Origin of the sequence: Mesorhizobium opportunistum WSM2075 (genome assembly GCF_000176035.2) — a bacterium.
GTDB classification, from domain to species: Bacteria; Pseudomonadota; Alphaproteobacteria; order Rhizobiales; family Rhizobiaceae; genus Mesorhizobium; species Mesorhizobium opportunistum.
Genome location: NC_015675.1, coordinates 1,544,509 through 1,559,504, shown reverse-complemented (window position 1 = coordinate 1,559,504; position 14,996 = coordinate 1,544,509). Strand labels below are relative to the sequence as shown.

Genomic DNA, 14,996 nt, shown 5'->3' with positions numbered 1-14,996 from the left:
CTGGGATCGATCCGCGATCGGCTTTGTTCGTAGCGCTTCGGGATGCCGCTGAGACGGCATCCCGAAGCGATTGCCGGCTCAGCCGCCGAACAGTTCGGAGAACTTTGCCTTGTCGGCGTCGGTCTTGGCGACGATCGCCTTGGTGTCGAACGCCATCACCTTGACCTTGACGCCTTCCGGCAGCCAGTCGGGACGGCCGACCGAGGCGCGCGCCGGCAGGTAGCCCATGGACAGCGCCAGCTTCTGGCCATCATCGGAAAGAATGAAGTCGACGAACTTCTTGGCGCCGTCCACATTCTTGGCGGTCTTCATGATGGCGACCGGTTCGGTCACTGCAGGCACGCCCTCGCTGGGGAACACGAACTCGACCGGCGAGCCTTTCTTCTTGGCATTCATCGCCATGAAGTCGACCAGGATGCCATAGGGCTTCTCGCCCGATGCCACCGACTTCAGCACCGCGCCATTGCCGCGCACGCTGACGGTGTTGTTGGTCTTCAGCTTCTGAAAGAAATCCCAGCCATAGTTGGCGTCACCGACGAAGCCCGAGAGCAGGTAGGCGGCGGCACCCGAGTAGAGCGGGCTCGGCATGACCAGACCATCGGCATAGGCGGGCTTGGCGAGATCGGCCCAATGCTCTGGCTTTTCGGCGGCAGCGGTGTTGTAGACGATGCCGGTGGTGATCAGCTTGCTGCCGAAATAGGTCTTGTCGGGATCATAGGTGTCGGCCTCGATGCCATCGAGCTTGGCCTCGGGATAGGCCATCAGCCGGCCGTCCTTCTTCAAAAGCTCCATCGAGACCGCGTCGGCGATCAAAAGCACGTCGGGCTGCGGGCTGCCGGCGGCGAACTCGGCCGCCATCTTGGTCAGGATGTCGCTGGTTCCGGAGCGATAGATGGTCACGTCGATGCCGGGCTGCGCCTTCTTGAAGGCGTCCACGGTCTTGGCCGCGTCGGCCTCCGGCTGCGATGTGTAGAGCGTCAGTGTTTCGGCGTTTGCCACGCCGGCAAACAAAGTTGCCGCGAGCGCCAGCTGGCTGGCCAGCAGCTTGATGAAGTGCGTCTTCATGAGACCTCCTGTCTTGTCTGTGCATGACCGGTCCGGCCCCTGGCCGGCTCCCCGTCTCTTCCTCCCTGCACGGCGCATATGACTGGTGGATGACACAGCGCGTGAAACCCACAAAATATGTTCATATGTACAATGTCAATTACAAATGAACAGAGATGTGCAACTATCGGCATGCCGCAACCCGGCATCCGGTTGACATCCGGCCGGCGTTTCTCCGATGAGGACAACGCGGCCCGGCCACGGCTGATGAGGGACCAGAAGACATGCCCACGCAAAAACCCAGACCGGCCCGCCTGCCGATGGTGTCGTCGGATCTCAACGTGAAGACGGCCTGGCTCTACTATGTCGAAGGCTTCACGCAGGAGCAGATCGCCGAAAAGCTCGATGTCTCCCGGGTGAAGGTCATGCGCACGCTGGCCGCCTGCACAGCCGAAGGCATCGTCGTCACCATGATCAACGCGCCGACCGCCGAGCAGGTGGCGCTCGAACGAGCGCTTGAGAAACGCTGGGGCCTCAACGCCGCGGTCGTCATTCCGACACCCTCGGCCCAGGACCATCTGGAGAAGGCGATCGGCCACGCCGTCGCCGCCTTTCTCGGCGAGCAGATGCAGGACGGCATGACGCTCGCCATCGGCGGCGGCGCGACGCTGCATGCCAGCCTGGGCTTTCTCGCCCGCCGGCAGTTGAAGCGCGCCTCGGTGGTGGCGCTGGTCGGCAGCCTGCCGCATTCGCAATGGATCAACCCGTCGATCGTCGCCGCCAAGGTCGCCGATGTCTTCGAGGTCGACAGCTATCAGATCACTGCGCCGGTGACGGTCGACGATCCCTCGCTTCGCGATCTCCTGTGGGCGCAACCAACCCTGCAGGATGTGCGGCAGCGCGCGGCCGCCGCCGACATCGCGTTGCTCACGGTCGGCGACATGTCGCCGGACGCCACCATCTTCCGGCACGGCATCGTGCCGTCGTCGCTGATCGTATCGCTGAAGGCGAAAGGCGCGGTCGCCAACATGCTGTGCTACTTCGTCGATGCCGCGGGCCGGCTGGTCGACCACGAGGTCAATCGGCGCGTCATGGCCATCGATCTCGAAATGGTCGGCCAGGTGCCGAATGTCGTGCTGGCCGCCGGCGGAAAACGCAAGGTTGCCGCGATCCTCGCTGCGCTGAAGGCCGTCAGCACCAATGTGCTGATCACCGACAGCGACACGGCGACCGCGCTGCTGGCCAAAAGCGGCTAGGAGTGATTCCTGTTCGAGCTAGATAAGTCCGCGTTCGCGCAAAAAATCCTCGACGCCGACATGGGTCATGGATTCGAACTCGGCGATCGCCTCGGCCACCCGCTTGCGCTGGGCAGCCAGCAGCGTGAACACCTGCTTCATCTCACCGGAAACGCCAAAACGGCTCCACCGCTCGGCGATATGCATGGGCAGGCCGATATCGGCGCAGAATGCATCCAGGCTGTCGTAGCCGAGGCTTGCGACAAGCTGCTTCGTCTCCTCCGCCGACATGCGCGGTTCGAAAGCATGGTCGTGCAGGCGCTGCGCCACCAGCTTGATGTCGGATGGCGAGGCGCCCATGACCTTGCCAAACAGGGTTTTGACATCAGATGGGTCGAATGCGGGCATGCTGGCCTCCCTGGATCGCGGTCCACAGAGAAGATGGGTCAAGGGTCGGCGCCTGACAAGTCATTTCCGCCGTAAGCCGGCGCACCATCCGACACCGGCTGGCAAGAGGCCTAGACCAGCATGCCCATCGGATTTTCGATCAGCCGCTTGAAGGCGACCAGCAGTTCGGCGCCCAGCGCTCCATCGACGGCGCGATGATCGGTCGACAGCGTCACCGACATCACGGTGGCGATTTTGATCTCGCCGTTCTTGACCACCGCCCGCTCCTCGCCGGCACCAACCGCCAGGATCGTCGCATGCGGCGGGTTGATGACGGCGGCAAAGTCCTTGATGCCGAACATGCCGAGGTTCGACACCGCCGTCGTGCCGCCCTGGTACTCTTCCGGCTTCAGCTTGCGGCTGCGGGCGCGGCTTGCCAGGTCCTTCATCTCGTTCGAGATCACGGACAGCGTCTTTTCGTCCGCATGCCGAATGATCGGCGTGATCAGGCCACCGGGGATCGACACGGCAACGCCGACATCGGCATGCTTGTGCTTGACCATGGCGCTTTCGGTCCATGAGGCGTTGGCATCCGGCACCGCCTTCAGCGCTAGCGCCATCGCCTTGATGACCATGTCGTTGACCGACAGCTTGTAGGCCGGCGCCTCGCCTTTTTCGGTCTTCTTCACCGGAGCCGCGGCATTGATCTGCGTACGCAATGCCAAGAGTGCATCGAGCTCGCAGTCGAGCGTCAGGTAGAAATGCGGGATGGTGGTCTTGGCCTCGACCAGGCGCCGCGCGATCGTCTTGCGCATGTTGTCGTGCGGGACGAGTTCGTAGGAGCCGGGTTCGAACAAACGCAGCACGTGACCCTCCCCCTTGAGGGGAGGGTGGCCGGCCGAAGGCCGGTCGGGTGGGGTCGGTTCGACCGGGCTCAACGCAGGAGCGGTGCCTCTTGAGACGACCCCCTCTGTCGGCTTCGCCGACATCTCCCCCTCGAGGGGGGAGGAGAGCGCGGCGTCTATGTCGGCTTTTACAACACGGCCATATGGGCCCGTGCCTGCGATATTGGAAAGTGCAATGCCTGCTTCCCGAGCCAAGCGCCGAGCCAAAGGCGTGGCGCGGGTTTTCCCCTCCCCCTCGAGGGGAGGGTGGCCGGCCGCAGGCCGGTCGGGTGGGGTCGGTTCGACCGGGCTCAACGCAGGAGCGGTGCCTCCTGAGACGACCCCCTCTGTCGGCTTCGCCGACATCTCCCCCTCGAGGGGGGAGATTGGCGCCTTGTCCCCATACGCCTCCCCATCAGCATAGATCCAGGCAACAGCCGCACCCACCGCGATATCGACACCTTCCTTGCCAGTGACATCGCGCAGGACGCCGCTGGCCGGGGCGTCGATCTCCATCGCCGCCTTGTCGGTCTCGATCTCGAACAGCACGTCGCCCTTCTTGACGTGCGCGCCTTCCTCGGCGAACCAGCGCGAAATCTGTCCGGTCGCCATGTCCATGTCGACCTTGGGAAGAATGACTTCGGTCGGCATCTCTCAGCGAACCCCTTTCGCGAGGTCGCGCGCGGCGGTGATGATGTCGGGAACCTGCGGCACGGTGGCCTTTTCCAGCTCCGGATTGTAGGGGATCGGCGTCTCCGCGCCGCCCAGCCGCACGATCGGCGCGTCGAGATAGTCGAACGCTTCGCTCTCGGCGATCATGGCGCTGACCTCGGCGCCGATGCCCAGCGTCTTGACCGCCTCGTAGACGCACATCAGCCGCGAGGTCTTCTTGACGCTGTCGATGACGGTCTGCTTGTCCATCGGCCGGATGGTCCTGAGGTCGACGACCTCGACATCGATGCCTTCGGCTTCCAGGATGGCGGCGGCGTCGAGCGCCTTCTGCACCATGATCGAGGTGGCGACGATGGTGAGGTCGCGGCCCTCGCGGCGGATATCGGCCTTGCCGATCGGCACCGTGTAATAACCTTCGGGCACCGGCCCCTTCATCTTGTAGAGCAGCTTGTGCTCGAAGATCATCACCGGATCGGGATCGGCGACCGCCGCCAATAGCATGCCCTTGGCATCGTAGGGCGTTGCCGGCTGGATGACCTTGAGGCCGGGCACATGTCCGAGCCAGGCTTCGAGGCTCTGGCTGTGCTGCGCGGCCGCGCCGGTGCCGGAGCCGGCGGGAAAGCGCATCACCACGGGAACCGAAACCTCGCCGCCCAGCATGAAGCGCATCTTGGCCGCCTGGTTGACGATCTGCTCCATGGCGAGCGTCGCGAAATCGGAAAACTGGAATTCGAATATCGGCCGCATGCCGGTGAGGGCCGCACCGACCGCGACGCCGGCGCCGCCCAGTTCCGAGATCGGCGTGTCCATCACGCGGTCCGCGCCATAGCGCTCGACCAGGTCCCCGGTCACCTGAAAGGCGCCGCCATAGACGCCGATATCTTCGCCCATCAGGAAGACGCGTTCGTCCATGTCCATGGCGATCGCCATGGCTTCCTGGATCGCCTGGGCGTAGCTCAGTTCACGCACCATCGCGTCCATCACGCCTGCTCCGTATAGACATAATTTCCGGTCTCGCTGATGTCCGGCGACGGACTTGCCTTGGCGAATTCGATGCCGTCGGCGATTTCCCGCGCCACCGCATCGCGGATGGCCTCGATGCCCTTGTCGTCGATGAAGCCGAATTCGCGCAGCTCGTTTTCGAACAGCGTGATCGGGTCGCGGTTCGACATCCAGTCCTCGATCTCCTCCTTGGTGCGATAGCGGTTGCGGTCGCTCTTGGAATGGCCGCGATGACGGTACGTCTTGGATTCGATCAGCGTCGGCCCCTCGCCTGCACGGGCACGCTCGATGGCCTTGTAGGACGCCTCGGCCACCTCGGAGAAGATGTTGCCGTTGACGATGACGCCCGGCATCGAATAAGCGGCGGCGCGGTCGGCGATGTTCTTGACCGCGGTCGAGCGAGCCGTCGACGTCGACATGCCGTAGCCATTGTTCTCGCAGACGAAAATGACGGGCAGCTTCCAGATCGCCGCCATGTTGAGCGCCTCGTGGAAGGCGCCTTCATTGTTGGCGCCGTCGCCGAAGAAGGACACGACAACCTTGCCGGTTTTCATCCTCTTGGAGGAGAGCGCTGCCCCCACCGCGATCGGAATGCCGCCGCCGACGATGCCGTTGGCGCCGAGATTGCCCTTGCCGACATCGGCAATGTGCATCGAGCCGCCGCGGCCCTTGCAGTAGCCGGTGGTCTTGCCGAAGAACTCGGCGAACATGCGCTTGACCTCGGCGCCCTTGGCGATGCAGTGGCCATGGCCGCGATGGGTCGAGGTGATCTGGTCATCCTCGCCAAGCGGCATGCAGATGCCCATGGCGCTGGCCTCCTGGCCGATCGACAAATGCATGGTGCCGTGGATGAGGCCGCGCGTGTAGCACTCCTCCGCGCCCTCTTCGAAGCGGCGGATGAGGTACATCTTGTAGAGCACCTGCTTGAGCTGCTCGGCGCTGTACTGGCGATAGACGAAGGGCAGGTTGGCGCGGCTGTCCGCCACGACTTTGCTCAATCCAGCCATGATCAGGCTCCAACGGTTCCATAGACGAGCTTGTCCTGGCGGGCGCGCAGTTCGGCGATCTTGGAGCCCGGAGCCGGGGCCGCATTGGCATAGGTGATGAGCTCGCCCTTCTTGATCGGCGCCGTCACCGAACCGCCTTGCAGCAGGCCACAGGGAATGGCCCGGGCCGCATGCGCTTCGGGTGCCATCATGATCCAGGCACGGTAGCAATATTCGCCGATCGCATCGAGTTTTTCGCCCGGCTGCATGTCCTTCTTGGCCACCGCGCAGACTTCGGCCACGGGCTTGGCCAGCGGCACCATGTCGGCCTTGCCGTAGAGCACGACGCGGGCGCAGGTCAGCGGCACTTCGAGCGAGGTGAGGTGATAAGGACGGTGGAAGGTGAAGTAAGGACCCTTGCCCATCTTCAGATCTTCCATGCGCTCCGAAATGCGAGGATGCGACATGTCGGCGACGACGAAGACGCCGGGTGCGACACCCTTGCCGATCGAGTAGTCGACGACGCCGACCCTGGACAGCACACCGCCATCCTTCTGCGGCACCAGCACTTTCGAGAGTTCGCCGAGCGTCGCGGCCGGGCCATGCATGCCGGCCTTGTCGGGTACCAGTCCGGTGGCGTTGGCGATCGCCGCCATCTCGACCATGGTCTTGGAGCCGTCTACGAATTCGACCAGCATGCGCACATTCATGTGGCGGCGCCTGGCCTCTTCCTCATAGGCGGGCGGCGTGGCGTCGATGTTGAGCGGGTTGTTCTTGCCCTTGCCGGCGGCGACGATCGGATGGCCCATGGCCGAGACGAACTCGATCAGTTCCATGCAGGAGGACGGCTCGTCGCCGGCACCCAGCGAATAGGTGACGCCAAGCCGGTCGGCCTCGCTCTTCAGATAGGCGCCGATGGTGACGTCGGCCTCGACATTCATCATCACCAGGTGCTTGCCGTGTTCCATGGCGCGCAGCCCGATCTCGGCGCCGACGGCGGGAACGCCGGTGGCGTCGATGACGACGTCGATGAGATCATTGTCGATGACCAGGTTGGCGTCGTTGGTGACCGCCACCTTGCCGGCCTCCATGGCGGCCGTCATCGCCGACGCGTTCGACACCTCGCGCGCGTGGCCGGTTTCCTGGAAGGCGATGTCCACCGCTCTGCTGGCAGCGGGCAGGTTCAGTTCGGAAATCGCGCCGATCTCGATGCCGGACATATGCGCGACGCGGGTGACGATATCGGTTCCCATCTCGCCGGAGCCGATCAGGCCGATACGAATGGGCTTGCCCGACTTGCCGCGTTCCTCGAGATCGCGGGCAAGGCCCGTCAATGAAACATTGGAAGCCATACCGCTCATTCCTCCCGTAGTGCAGGCCATGTTCAAGTGCTTGACGGGTATTGAACATCTGTATTCCTGTCAAGACTAATGTCCAAATTCGGTGCTTTTTGACGCGCCTTCGCGGAGGCTGCGGCGCCCTAGGCAACGGCAGCCGCACGGCGGGTGCATATCGACAGGCAGGCGCGTCGGCGGGGCTTCCCGACGGAGGGAACAAGCAGGCCGGCCCCATGGCCGTAACGATCGCCATGATGGCGGACCGTCTCCAGTATGGAGAGCCCTACGGAGTTCGATCAGATGCCGCCGGCAAGGGGAAAATCGTGGAAATGCACGACCACCCCATCGGCGTCGATGAGGATCACGGCATAGGCGGGCGGTTCGTGACCCAGGCTCCAGCTTTCCGAAAAATCGAGCGCCGTCTGGTGGTTGGTGCTGCGCAGCGTGCTGACCGGGATGCCGCGCCAGCTGCCGGCGATCAGCCGGTGAACGTGGCCGGCGAAGATGTGGCGGACATTGCCGTGGCGCGACAGGACGTCATGGAAGATATCGGCGCCGGCGAGCCTGACCTCGTCGAGCACCGGAATCTGTATCCGGAACGGCGGGTGATGCATGAACAGGAGGACCGACCGGTCTCGAGCTTCTTGCAGCCGTTCGTCGAGCCAGTCGAGACGCGCTTGACATAGCCTGCCCTCGACATGTCCGCTGTCCAGCGTGTCGAGCAGGATCAGGCGGCCTTGGCTGCCATCGAAAACGCTCTGGACGAAGCCCCCTTCGGCGGCCGCCTGCGGAAACATCTCGAAAAACAGCGCCCGGTCGTCATGATTGCCGAGCATCAGCCGGCAAGGCGGGGCGAATGCCGCCAGTCTTTCCTTCAACGCCGCATAGGCGGCGCGCTCGCCGTCATTGGTGAGATCGCCCGAAATCACCACGAGTTCGGCGTCGGCGTGGTTCTTGACGATATCGGCAAGGCAGGCATCCAGCCGCGCCAGCGGATCGCTGCCGTAAAGGCGACCACCAGGTGCCATCAGATGCGGATCGGAGAGCTGGATGACTTTCATGGTCCTGACCGTAGGCTTGCCTGCCGACGCCGTCGGCATCAGCCGGCAAACGGAACGCGCTGGCTACCCTCTACTGTGCCGTCCAGCCGCCGTCCATTGGCAAGGTCGTCCCGGTGATCTGCCTGGCTGAATCCGAGCACAGGAACAGCGTCAGCGCCGCAAGCTCCTCGACGGTGACGAATTCCTTCGTCGGCTGTGCGGCGAGCAACACGTCGTGCTTGACCTGCTCCTCGGTCATGCCGCGCGCCTTCATCGTGTCGGGGATCTGCTTTTCGACCAGCGGCGTCCAGACATAGCCCGGCGCGATCGCGTTGACGGTGATGCCGTCCTGCGCGGTTTCCAGCGCCACCGTCTTGGTCAGGCCTGCAATGCCGTGCTTGGCCGAGACATAAGCCGACTTGAACGGCGAGGCGACCAGCGCATGCGCCGACGCCGTGTTGATGATGCGGCCCCATTTGCGCGCCTTCATGCCGGGCACCACCGCCTTGATGGCATAGAAGGCTGCCAGAAGATTGATGCGGATGATCGCTTCCCACTTGTCGTCGGGAAAGTCCTCGATCGGCGCGACATGCTGGATGCCGGCATTGTTGACCAGGATATCGAGACTGCCGAACGCGGCCTCGGCGTCGTGCACCATGGCGCTCACCGCAGCCCCATCCATCATGTTGGCATCGGAATAGCGGCACTTGACGCCGAAATCCTTCTCGATGCCGGCGCGTTCCTGCTCGATCGCGGCGGCATCGCCAAGGCCATTGATGGTGACGTTGGCGCCTTCGGCGGCAAAGGCGCGGGCGATGGCCAGGCCGATACCGCTGGTCGAGCCGGTGACGAGGGCATTCTTCGAAGACAGGGAACCCATGGTGATCTCGCGCGAAGTGGGAGGGAACATGACGATATAATTGTGCGTCGCAACATGACAATGGCAGAGCCATGTGTCGATGCGATTACAGCCAGACGACACCGCTGGCACGGCCCCTCGCCCCCTTCGAAACCATGGTCGTGAGCCTGACACGGCCCTGTCATGGTGCCGTGCAACATAATCGCTTGCGCATTCGCGCGGTCATTCCTGACGAAAATATTGCCCGAAGAACCTTGGGGGTGCAGCTTGGAAATCGCCGATGTCGTGAGGCGCGCCTATGCGATGCCGCTGACCAACCCGTCCTTCCCGCCAGGGCCCTATCGTTTCTTCGACCGTGAATACATCATCATCACCTACCGCACGACGCGTGAAGCGCTCGAGGCGGTCGTGCCGGCGCCGCTGGAGATCGACGAGCCGCTGGTCAAGTACGAGTTCATCCGCATGCCGGACTCGACCGGCTTCGGCGACTACACCGAGACCGGTCAGGTCATCCCCGTGCGCTACAAGGGCCAGCATGGCGGCTACGTCCATTCGATGTACCTCGACGACGACGCGCCGATCGCCGGCGGCCGCGAGTTGTGGGGTTTCCCGAAGAAGCTGGCCAACCCCAAGATCATCCATGAGGGCGAGGTGATCGTCGGCACGCTGCACTATGGCAGCGTTCTGTGCGCCACCGGCACCATGGGCTACAAGCACCGCGAGGCCGACCACGATTCCGTGCTCGCAGCGCTCGCCGCGCCCAATTTCCTGATCAAGATCATCCCGCATGTCGACGGAAGCCCGCGCATCTGCGAGCTGGTGCGCTACTACCTCACCGATATCACGCTGAAGGAGGCCTGGACGGCGCCGGCAGCGCTCGATCTCAGACCACACGTCATGGCCGACGTGGCGAAGCTGCCGGTGCTCGACATCGTATCCGCCGTTCATTTCAAAGCCGACCTGACGCTGGGACTGGGCGAGGTGGTCCACGACTATCTCGGCGATCACCGCCTGTCCGCCGCCAACCAGCTGGAGAAAGCCCGTGCTTGAACGCAACCGCAAGAAGGAGGCCACCGCCACCATCGAGGAAATCTCGGCGCAATACGACCGTATCGCGCTGGTGTTTCAGGGTGGCGGCGCGCTCGGCGCCTACCAGGCCGGGGTCTACCAGGCGCTGGCCGACGCCGGCTGCGAGCCGACATGGCTGTCCGGCGTGTCGATCGGCGCCATCAATGCGGCGATCATCGCCGGCAATGAGTCAAGCCGTCGTCTCCAGCGTCTTGAGCAGTTCTGGCAAACGATCTCGGGCCGCAAGATCTGGTCCTATACGCCCGAAGGCGATATCTATCGCGATATCCGCAACCGCACCTCCTCGTGGATGACGATGACCATGGGCCAGCCCGGCTTCTTCAAGCCGCGCAGCCCCAATCCCTGGTTCGAGCAGCAGGGCGCCGAGGGCGCCACCAGCTTCTACGACACCGCCGAGTTGAAGGACACGCTGGAAAGCCTGATCGACTTCGACGTGCTGAACGACGGCAAGAAGCGGCTGAGCGTCGGCGCGGTCAATGTCCGCACCGGCAACTTCGTCTATTTCGACACCGACAAGGTCCGCATCGGACCGGAGCACATCATGGCCAGCGGCGCGCTGCCGCCTGCTTTCCCAGCGATCCGCATCGAGGGCGAGTATTACTGGGATGGCGGCATCGTCTCCAACACGCCGCTGCAATATCTGCTCGACCAGGAAGAGGACCGTTCTTCCCTCGTCTTCCAGGTCGACCTGTTCAGCGCCCGCGGTGTCCTGCCGCGCAGCATGCCCGACGTGCTGTCGCGTCACAAGGACATCATGTATTCCAGCCGCACGCGCCAGAACACCGACAACTTCAAGCGCATCCATGGCCTGAAGATGCGCCTGCTCGACGCGCTGAAGCGGGTGCCCAAGGAGCAGCTGACGCCGGATGAGGAAGTGCTGATCGCGGACTATTCCGACGCCGGCATCGTCAACATCGTGCACCTGATCTACCAGCACAAGGGCTATGAAGGTCACGCCAAGGACTATGAGTTCTCCGGCACCTCGATGCGCGAGCATTGGGAGACAGGCCTTGAGGACACCCAGCGCACCTTGCGCCATCGCAAATGGCTGACCCTGCCGACCAATGTCGATGGCGTTGCCATCCACGATCTGCATCGCGAGGATCCGACCTAGAGTCGGGCAAGGGCGGTACCCGCAACAATCCCGCCGTCGAGTTCCTTCACACCCCCCTCTGTCCTGCCGGACATCTCCCCCGCAAGGGGGGAGATCAATGAGGGCTGCGCCTTCGCCAATCTCCAATAGCTCTCAAGACTGGCGGGGCGCATGAACTGCCAATCTCCCTCCTTGCGGGGGAGATGGCCGGCAGGCCGGAGGGGGGTGCTGTCCCGCGACGCTTCGGGATGAACAAGCAAAAGGCAGCGCCGGCGACCGGCGCTGCCTTTTTTCTGAAAGTACATGCTCCGCTCAGAACACCTGGCGGAAGACGATGAACAGCACGAAGGCGAGCGCGATCGAGCACGGCAGGGTCAGCACCCAGGCCAGCAGCAGGTTGCGCACCGTCGACCACTGCAGGCCCGAACCGTTGGCGGCCATCGTTCCGGCGACGCCCGACGACAAGACGTGGGTGGTCGACACCGGCAGGCCGAGCCTGTCGGCCATGCCGATGGTCACCATCGCCACCAGTTCAGCGGCGGCGCCCTGGCCGTAGGTCAGATGGCTCTTGCCGATCTTCTCGCCGACGGTGACCACGATGCGTTTCCAGCCGACCATCGTGCCGAGGCCGAGCGCCAGGGCGACGGCGATCTTCACCCACAACGGGATGAACTTCGTCGCGTTGTCGACCGCCTTGTGGTAGTCGGTGACCGCCTTGAGATCGGCCGCTTCCATCGGCAACAGCTTTTTCTTGTCGATCAGCTTGAGCGCCTCGCCGATCAGATAGATGTCGTTACGGGCGTTGCTGACGAGATCGGTCGGCACGTTGTCGACCGAGGCATAGGGCTGCAGCCCGGCGGTCGTGTTGTGGATATAGGTCTGCAGCGCCACGGTGGTCTGGTCGCTCCAGGTCCGGGTGCGCACGGCATCCTGGACAGCGACCTTGGCGTCGGCGACGGTGATGCCGGGCTTTGCATATTTGCCGAGCGCCGTCTCGACATTGACGGAGGCCGACTTGTAGGCTTCGAGGTAGTTGATGTCGGGCGTCCTGTTCAGCGCATAGGCCGTCGGCACCACGCCGATCAGGATCAGCATGATCAGGCCCATGCCCTTCTGGCCGTCATTGGAGCCGTGCGCGAAGCTGACGCCGGTGCAGGTGAAGATCAGCAGGGCACGGATCCACCAGGGCGGCGGGGCATTGCCCTTCGGCGCCTCGTAGAGCGCCGGATTGCGCACCAGAAGCTTCATCACATAGAGCAGGATGGCGGCGGCGAAGAAGCCGACGATCGGCGATACCAGCAAGGTAGTGCCGACATTGGTCGCCTGCGACCAGTCGACGCCGCTGGTGACGCTGCCGGCCGGTGCCATGAACTGGTTGGCAAGGCCGACGCCGATGATCGAACCGACCATGGTGTGCGAACTCGAGGCCGGCAGGCCAAGGAACCAGGTGCCGAGGTTCCACAGGATGGCGGCAACCAGCAGCGCGAACACCATGGCAAAGCCCGAGGAGGAGCCGACCTGCAGGATCAGCTCGACCGGCAGCAGCGACAGGATGCCGAAGGCGACCGCGCCACTGGAGGTGAGGACCCCGAGGAAATTGAAGACGCCCGACCACATGACGGCGAATTCGGCCGGCAGGGAGCGCGTGTAGATGACGGTCGCCACCGCATTGGCGGTGTCGTGGAAGCCGTTGACGAATTCGAAGCCGAGCGCGATCAGCAAGGCAATGCCGAGCAGGATCCATGGCACGGTCTTGGCCACCGCCAGATCCTGGCTGAGCGCGTAGGCGACATAGACGATGCCAACCAGCACCAGCACACCGGAGGCCGGCAGGAACCACTTCGCGCCACCTGAATGATCCAGCGGATGCTCCGGTCTCGGAATGCCCGCCTCGCTAGAAACTATGTCCACCATGTCCCACTCCTATTGCATTGCAGCAAAGAACTGGGAAAGACGCTATGTCCGGACGATGAACCCTGTGTGACGCCGGGTAGACCCCTGAAGCTCCTAGGCCGGACCGGAGCTTGTCTTCAGGATTGCCGAGAACAGCGGATCGAAGGCGCGGCTGATCGGCGCCGCCGCGGCACCGAGCGCGATCGACCAAGGGTCCGTTGTGCCGAGCTGCAGGCGTGGCAAGGTCCGGCCTGGCCGGTCGGCGATCGACGGCAGCAGCGGATGCATCGCTTCGACCAGCCGGCGGGCCAGCGCTTCCGGTGCGCCGCTGGTCAGGATGACGGTCTGCGGATCGAAGATCGTCTCGATCAGATGCACGCTCCAGCGCAAATCATGCGCCGCGCCGTCGATCCAGGCCATCATCCCAGGATTCCCGGCCAGGACCAGGGCATTCATCTGCTCGTAGATATCGCTGTCCGCCGGGTTGAGGCCGAGATGCTGGTAGAGCGAGGCCAGCGATGCGCGATGTTCGAGCGGTGTCGAGCCGGGACCGGCCGGCGACAGCAAGGCCATGCCGATTTCGCCGGCATTGCCGTGGCCGCCGCTGTAGAGTTCGCCATTGAGGATCAGTCCGGTGCCGATGCCGTAGCCGACATAGAGGCAGACCGCGTGATCGACGCCATGCGCCGCGCCGACGATGCGTTCCGCCGTCGCACAAGCGGCGGCGTCGTTCTGCAGGCCGACATTCAGCCCCGTGCCTTTGGCCAGCGTCTCCAGCAGTGGAAACTTCTGCCAGGCCGGCATCATCCATTTGTCGTCCGAATCCTTCAGCCCGAAAGGGCCGGGCATGGCCACGCCGAGACCGACCAGCCGTTTCTCCGACTGCGAGGAAATCCCGGCCAGGTCGCGCCGGACGCCGTCGATCAGGCCGAGGATCACCTCGACGCCCTTCGAAGGCTCATCGAACGGCAAATTGGCTTCCGCCCGCGCCAGTACGCTGCCCATCAGATCGACCGCGACCGCCCGCGTCAGGTAGCGGTCGATCTGCAGGCCGATGGCGAAGGCGCCTTCGGGAACCAGCCTGTAGGGTGTCGAGGGCTGCCCCCTGCCCTTGCGCACCGCATCGAGCGCCACGACAAGGCCGTCGCTTTCGAGATCCTCGATGATGTTGGAAACCGCCTGTTTGGTGAGCTGCGTCGCCCGCGCCAGGTCGGCGCGCGACAGGGCACCATTGAGGCGCAATGCCTCGATCATCACACGGCGGTTGTGCGCGCTGGTGCCTTCCTGATTGGTGCCGCTTTTGGCGCGGATCGGGCTGATGTCATCCATCGGCGTTTCCCTCTTGACTCCATTAGAATATTGATCGACTAATTAAGTCAAGCGAGTTGACTTAATGCGAACCGAATGCCGCAAAACAAGATGGCCAGGGCCCTCGCCCCGTCGCCACTGGGCAGCCCGGTAGTCACCAGGTCACG

At 63.8% G+C, this 14,996-nt stretch carries 13 protein-coding genes; 3 read left to right on the top strand and 10 right to left on the bottom strand.

What is annotated here, in order from left to right:
• Window positions 1-78 precede the first annotated feature (78 nt).
• Window positions 79-1,065: an ABC transporter substrate-binding protein gene (locus tag MESOP_RS07455; protein WP_013892724.1), complete on the bottom strand. Its 987-nt coding sequence runs from the start codon at window positions 1,063-1,065 to the stop codon at window positions 79-81.
• Between the two features lie 263 nt (window positions 1,066-1,328).
• On the opposite strand from MESOP_RS07455, the gene MESOP_RS07450 reads away from it, so the two are divergent.
• Window positions 1,329-2,300, top strand: coding sequence for a sugar-binding transcriptional regulator (locus MESOP_RS07450; protein WP_013892723.1), 972 nt, complete (start codon window positions 1,329-1,331; stop codon window positions 2,298-2,300).
• An 18-nt stretch (window positions 2,301-2,318) separates the two neighbouring features.
• Here MESOP_RS07450 and MESOP_RS07445 read toward each other — a convergent pair whose 3' ends face one another.
• The 7 genes from MESOP_RS07445 to MESOP_RS07415 all read right to left on the bottom strand — a co-directional run bounded on the left by MESOP_RS07445 (window position 2,319) and on the right by MESOP_RS07415 (window position 9,467).
• Entirely contained in the window at window positions 2,319-2,687 is a 369-nt protein-coding gene (locus MESOP_RS07445; protein ID WP_013892722.1) for a hypothetical protein, read from the bottom strand.
• Between the two features lie 110 nt (window positions 2,688-2,797).
• Window positions 2,798-4,201, bottom strand: coding sequence for a pyruvate dehydrogenase complex dihydrolipoamide acetyltransferase (locus tag MESOP_RS07440; RefSeq protein WP_013892721.1), 1,404 nt, complete (start codon window positions 4,199-4,201; stop codon window positions 2,798-2,800).
• 3 nt (window positions 4,202-4,204) lie between these two features.
• Complete coding sequence (locus MESOP_RS07435; RefSeq protein ID WP_013892720.1) at window positions 4,205-5,203, bottom strand: alpha-ketoacid dehydrogenase subunit beta; 999 nt, start codon at window positions 5,201-5,203, stop codon at window positions 4,205-4,207.
• Entirely contained in the window at window positions 5,203-6,231 is a 1,029-nt protein-coding gene (locus tag MESOP_RS07430; protein ID WP_013892719.1) for a thiamine pyrophosphate-dependent dehydrogenase E1 component subunit alpha, read from the bottom strand. Before MESOP_RS07430 ends, MESOP_RS07435 begins: the two co-directional genes overlap by 1 nt.
• Window positions 6,232-6,233: 2 nt before the next feature.
• On the bottom strand, window positions 6,234-7,562 hold the full coding sequence (locus MESOP_RS07425) for an NAD(P)H-dependent oxidoreductase (protein WP_013892718.1): 1,329 nt from the start codon (window positions 7,560-7,562) through the stop codon (window positions 6,234-6,236).
• 281 nt (window positions 7,563-7,843) lie between these two features.
• On the bottom strand, window positions 7,844-8,608 hold the full coding sequence (locus tag MESOP_RS07420) for a phosphodiesterase (protein ID WP_041164560.1): 765 nt from the start codon (window positions 8,606-8,608) through the stop codon (window positions 7,844-7,846).
• A 70-nt stretch (window positions 8,609-8,678) separates the two neighbouring features.
• Window positions 8,679-9,467 carry a 3-hydroxybutyrate dehydrogenase gene (locus tag MESOP_RS07415; RefSeq protein WP_041164559.1) on the bottom strand — a complete coding sequence of 263 codons (789 nt, stop codon included), beginning with the start codon at window positions 9,465-9,467 and terminating at the stop codon, window positions 8,679-8,681.
• A gap of 246 nt (window positions 9,468-9,713) precedes the next feature.
• On the opposite strand from MESOP_RS07415, the gene MESOP_RS07410 reads away from it, so the two are divergent.
• Window positions 9,714-10,496 (top strand): acetoacetate decarboxylase, encoded by a 783-nt coding sequence (locus MESOP_RS07410; RefSeq protein ID WP_013892715.1) that lies wholly within the window; start codon window positions 9,714-9,716, stop codon window positions 10,494-10,496.
• A complete protein-coding gene (locus tag MESOP_RS07405) occupies window positions 10,489-11,649 on the top strand; it encodes a patatin-like phospholipase family protein (protein ID WP_013892714.1) in 1,161 nt (386 codons plus the stop codon). The genes MESOP_RS07410 and MESOP_RS07405 overlap by 8 nt, the downstream gene beginning before the upstream one ends.
• A 291-nt stretch (window positions 11,650-11,940) precedes the next feature.
• Here the strand turns inward: MESOP_RS07405 and MESOP_RS07395 are convergent, their stop codons facing one another.
• Both MESOP_RS07395 and MESOP_RS07390 read right to left on the bottom strand, forming a co-directional pair.
• On the bottom strand, window positions 11,941-13,542 hold the full coding sequence (locus MESOP_RS07395; RefSeq protein WP_013892712.1) for an inorganic phosphate transporter: 1,602 nt from the start codon (window positions 13,540-13,542) through the stop codon (window positions 11,941-11,943).
• A 93-nt stretch (window positions 13,543-13,635) separates the two neighbouring features.
• The gene (locus tag MESOP_RS07390; RefSeq protein WP_013892711.1) at window positions 13,636-14,850 is read right to left on the bottom strand and encodes an ROK family transcriptional regulator; all 1,215 of its coding nucleotides are present in this window, start codon (window positions 14,848-14,850) and stop codon (window positions 13,636-13,638) included.
• Window positions 14,851-14,996 lie beyond the last annotated feature (146 nt).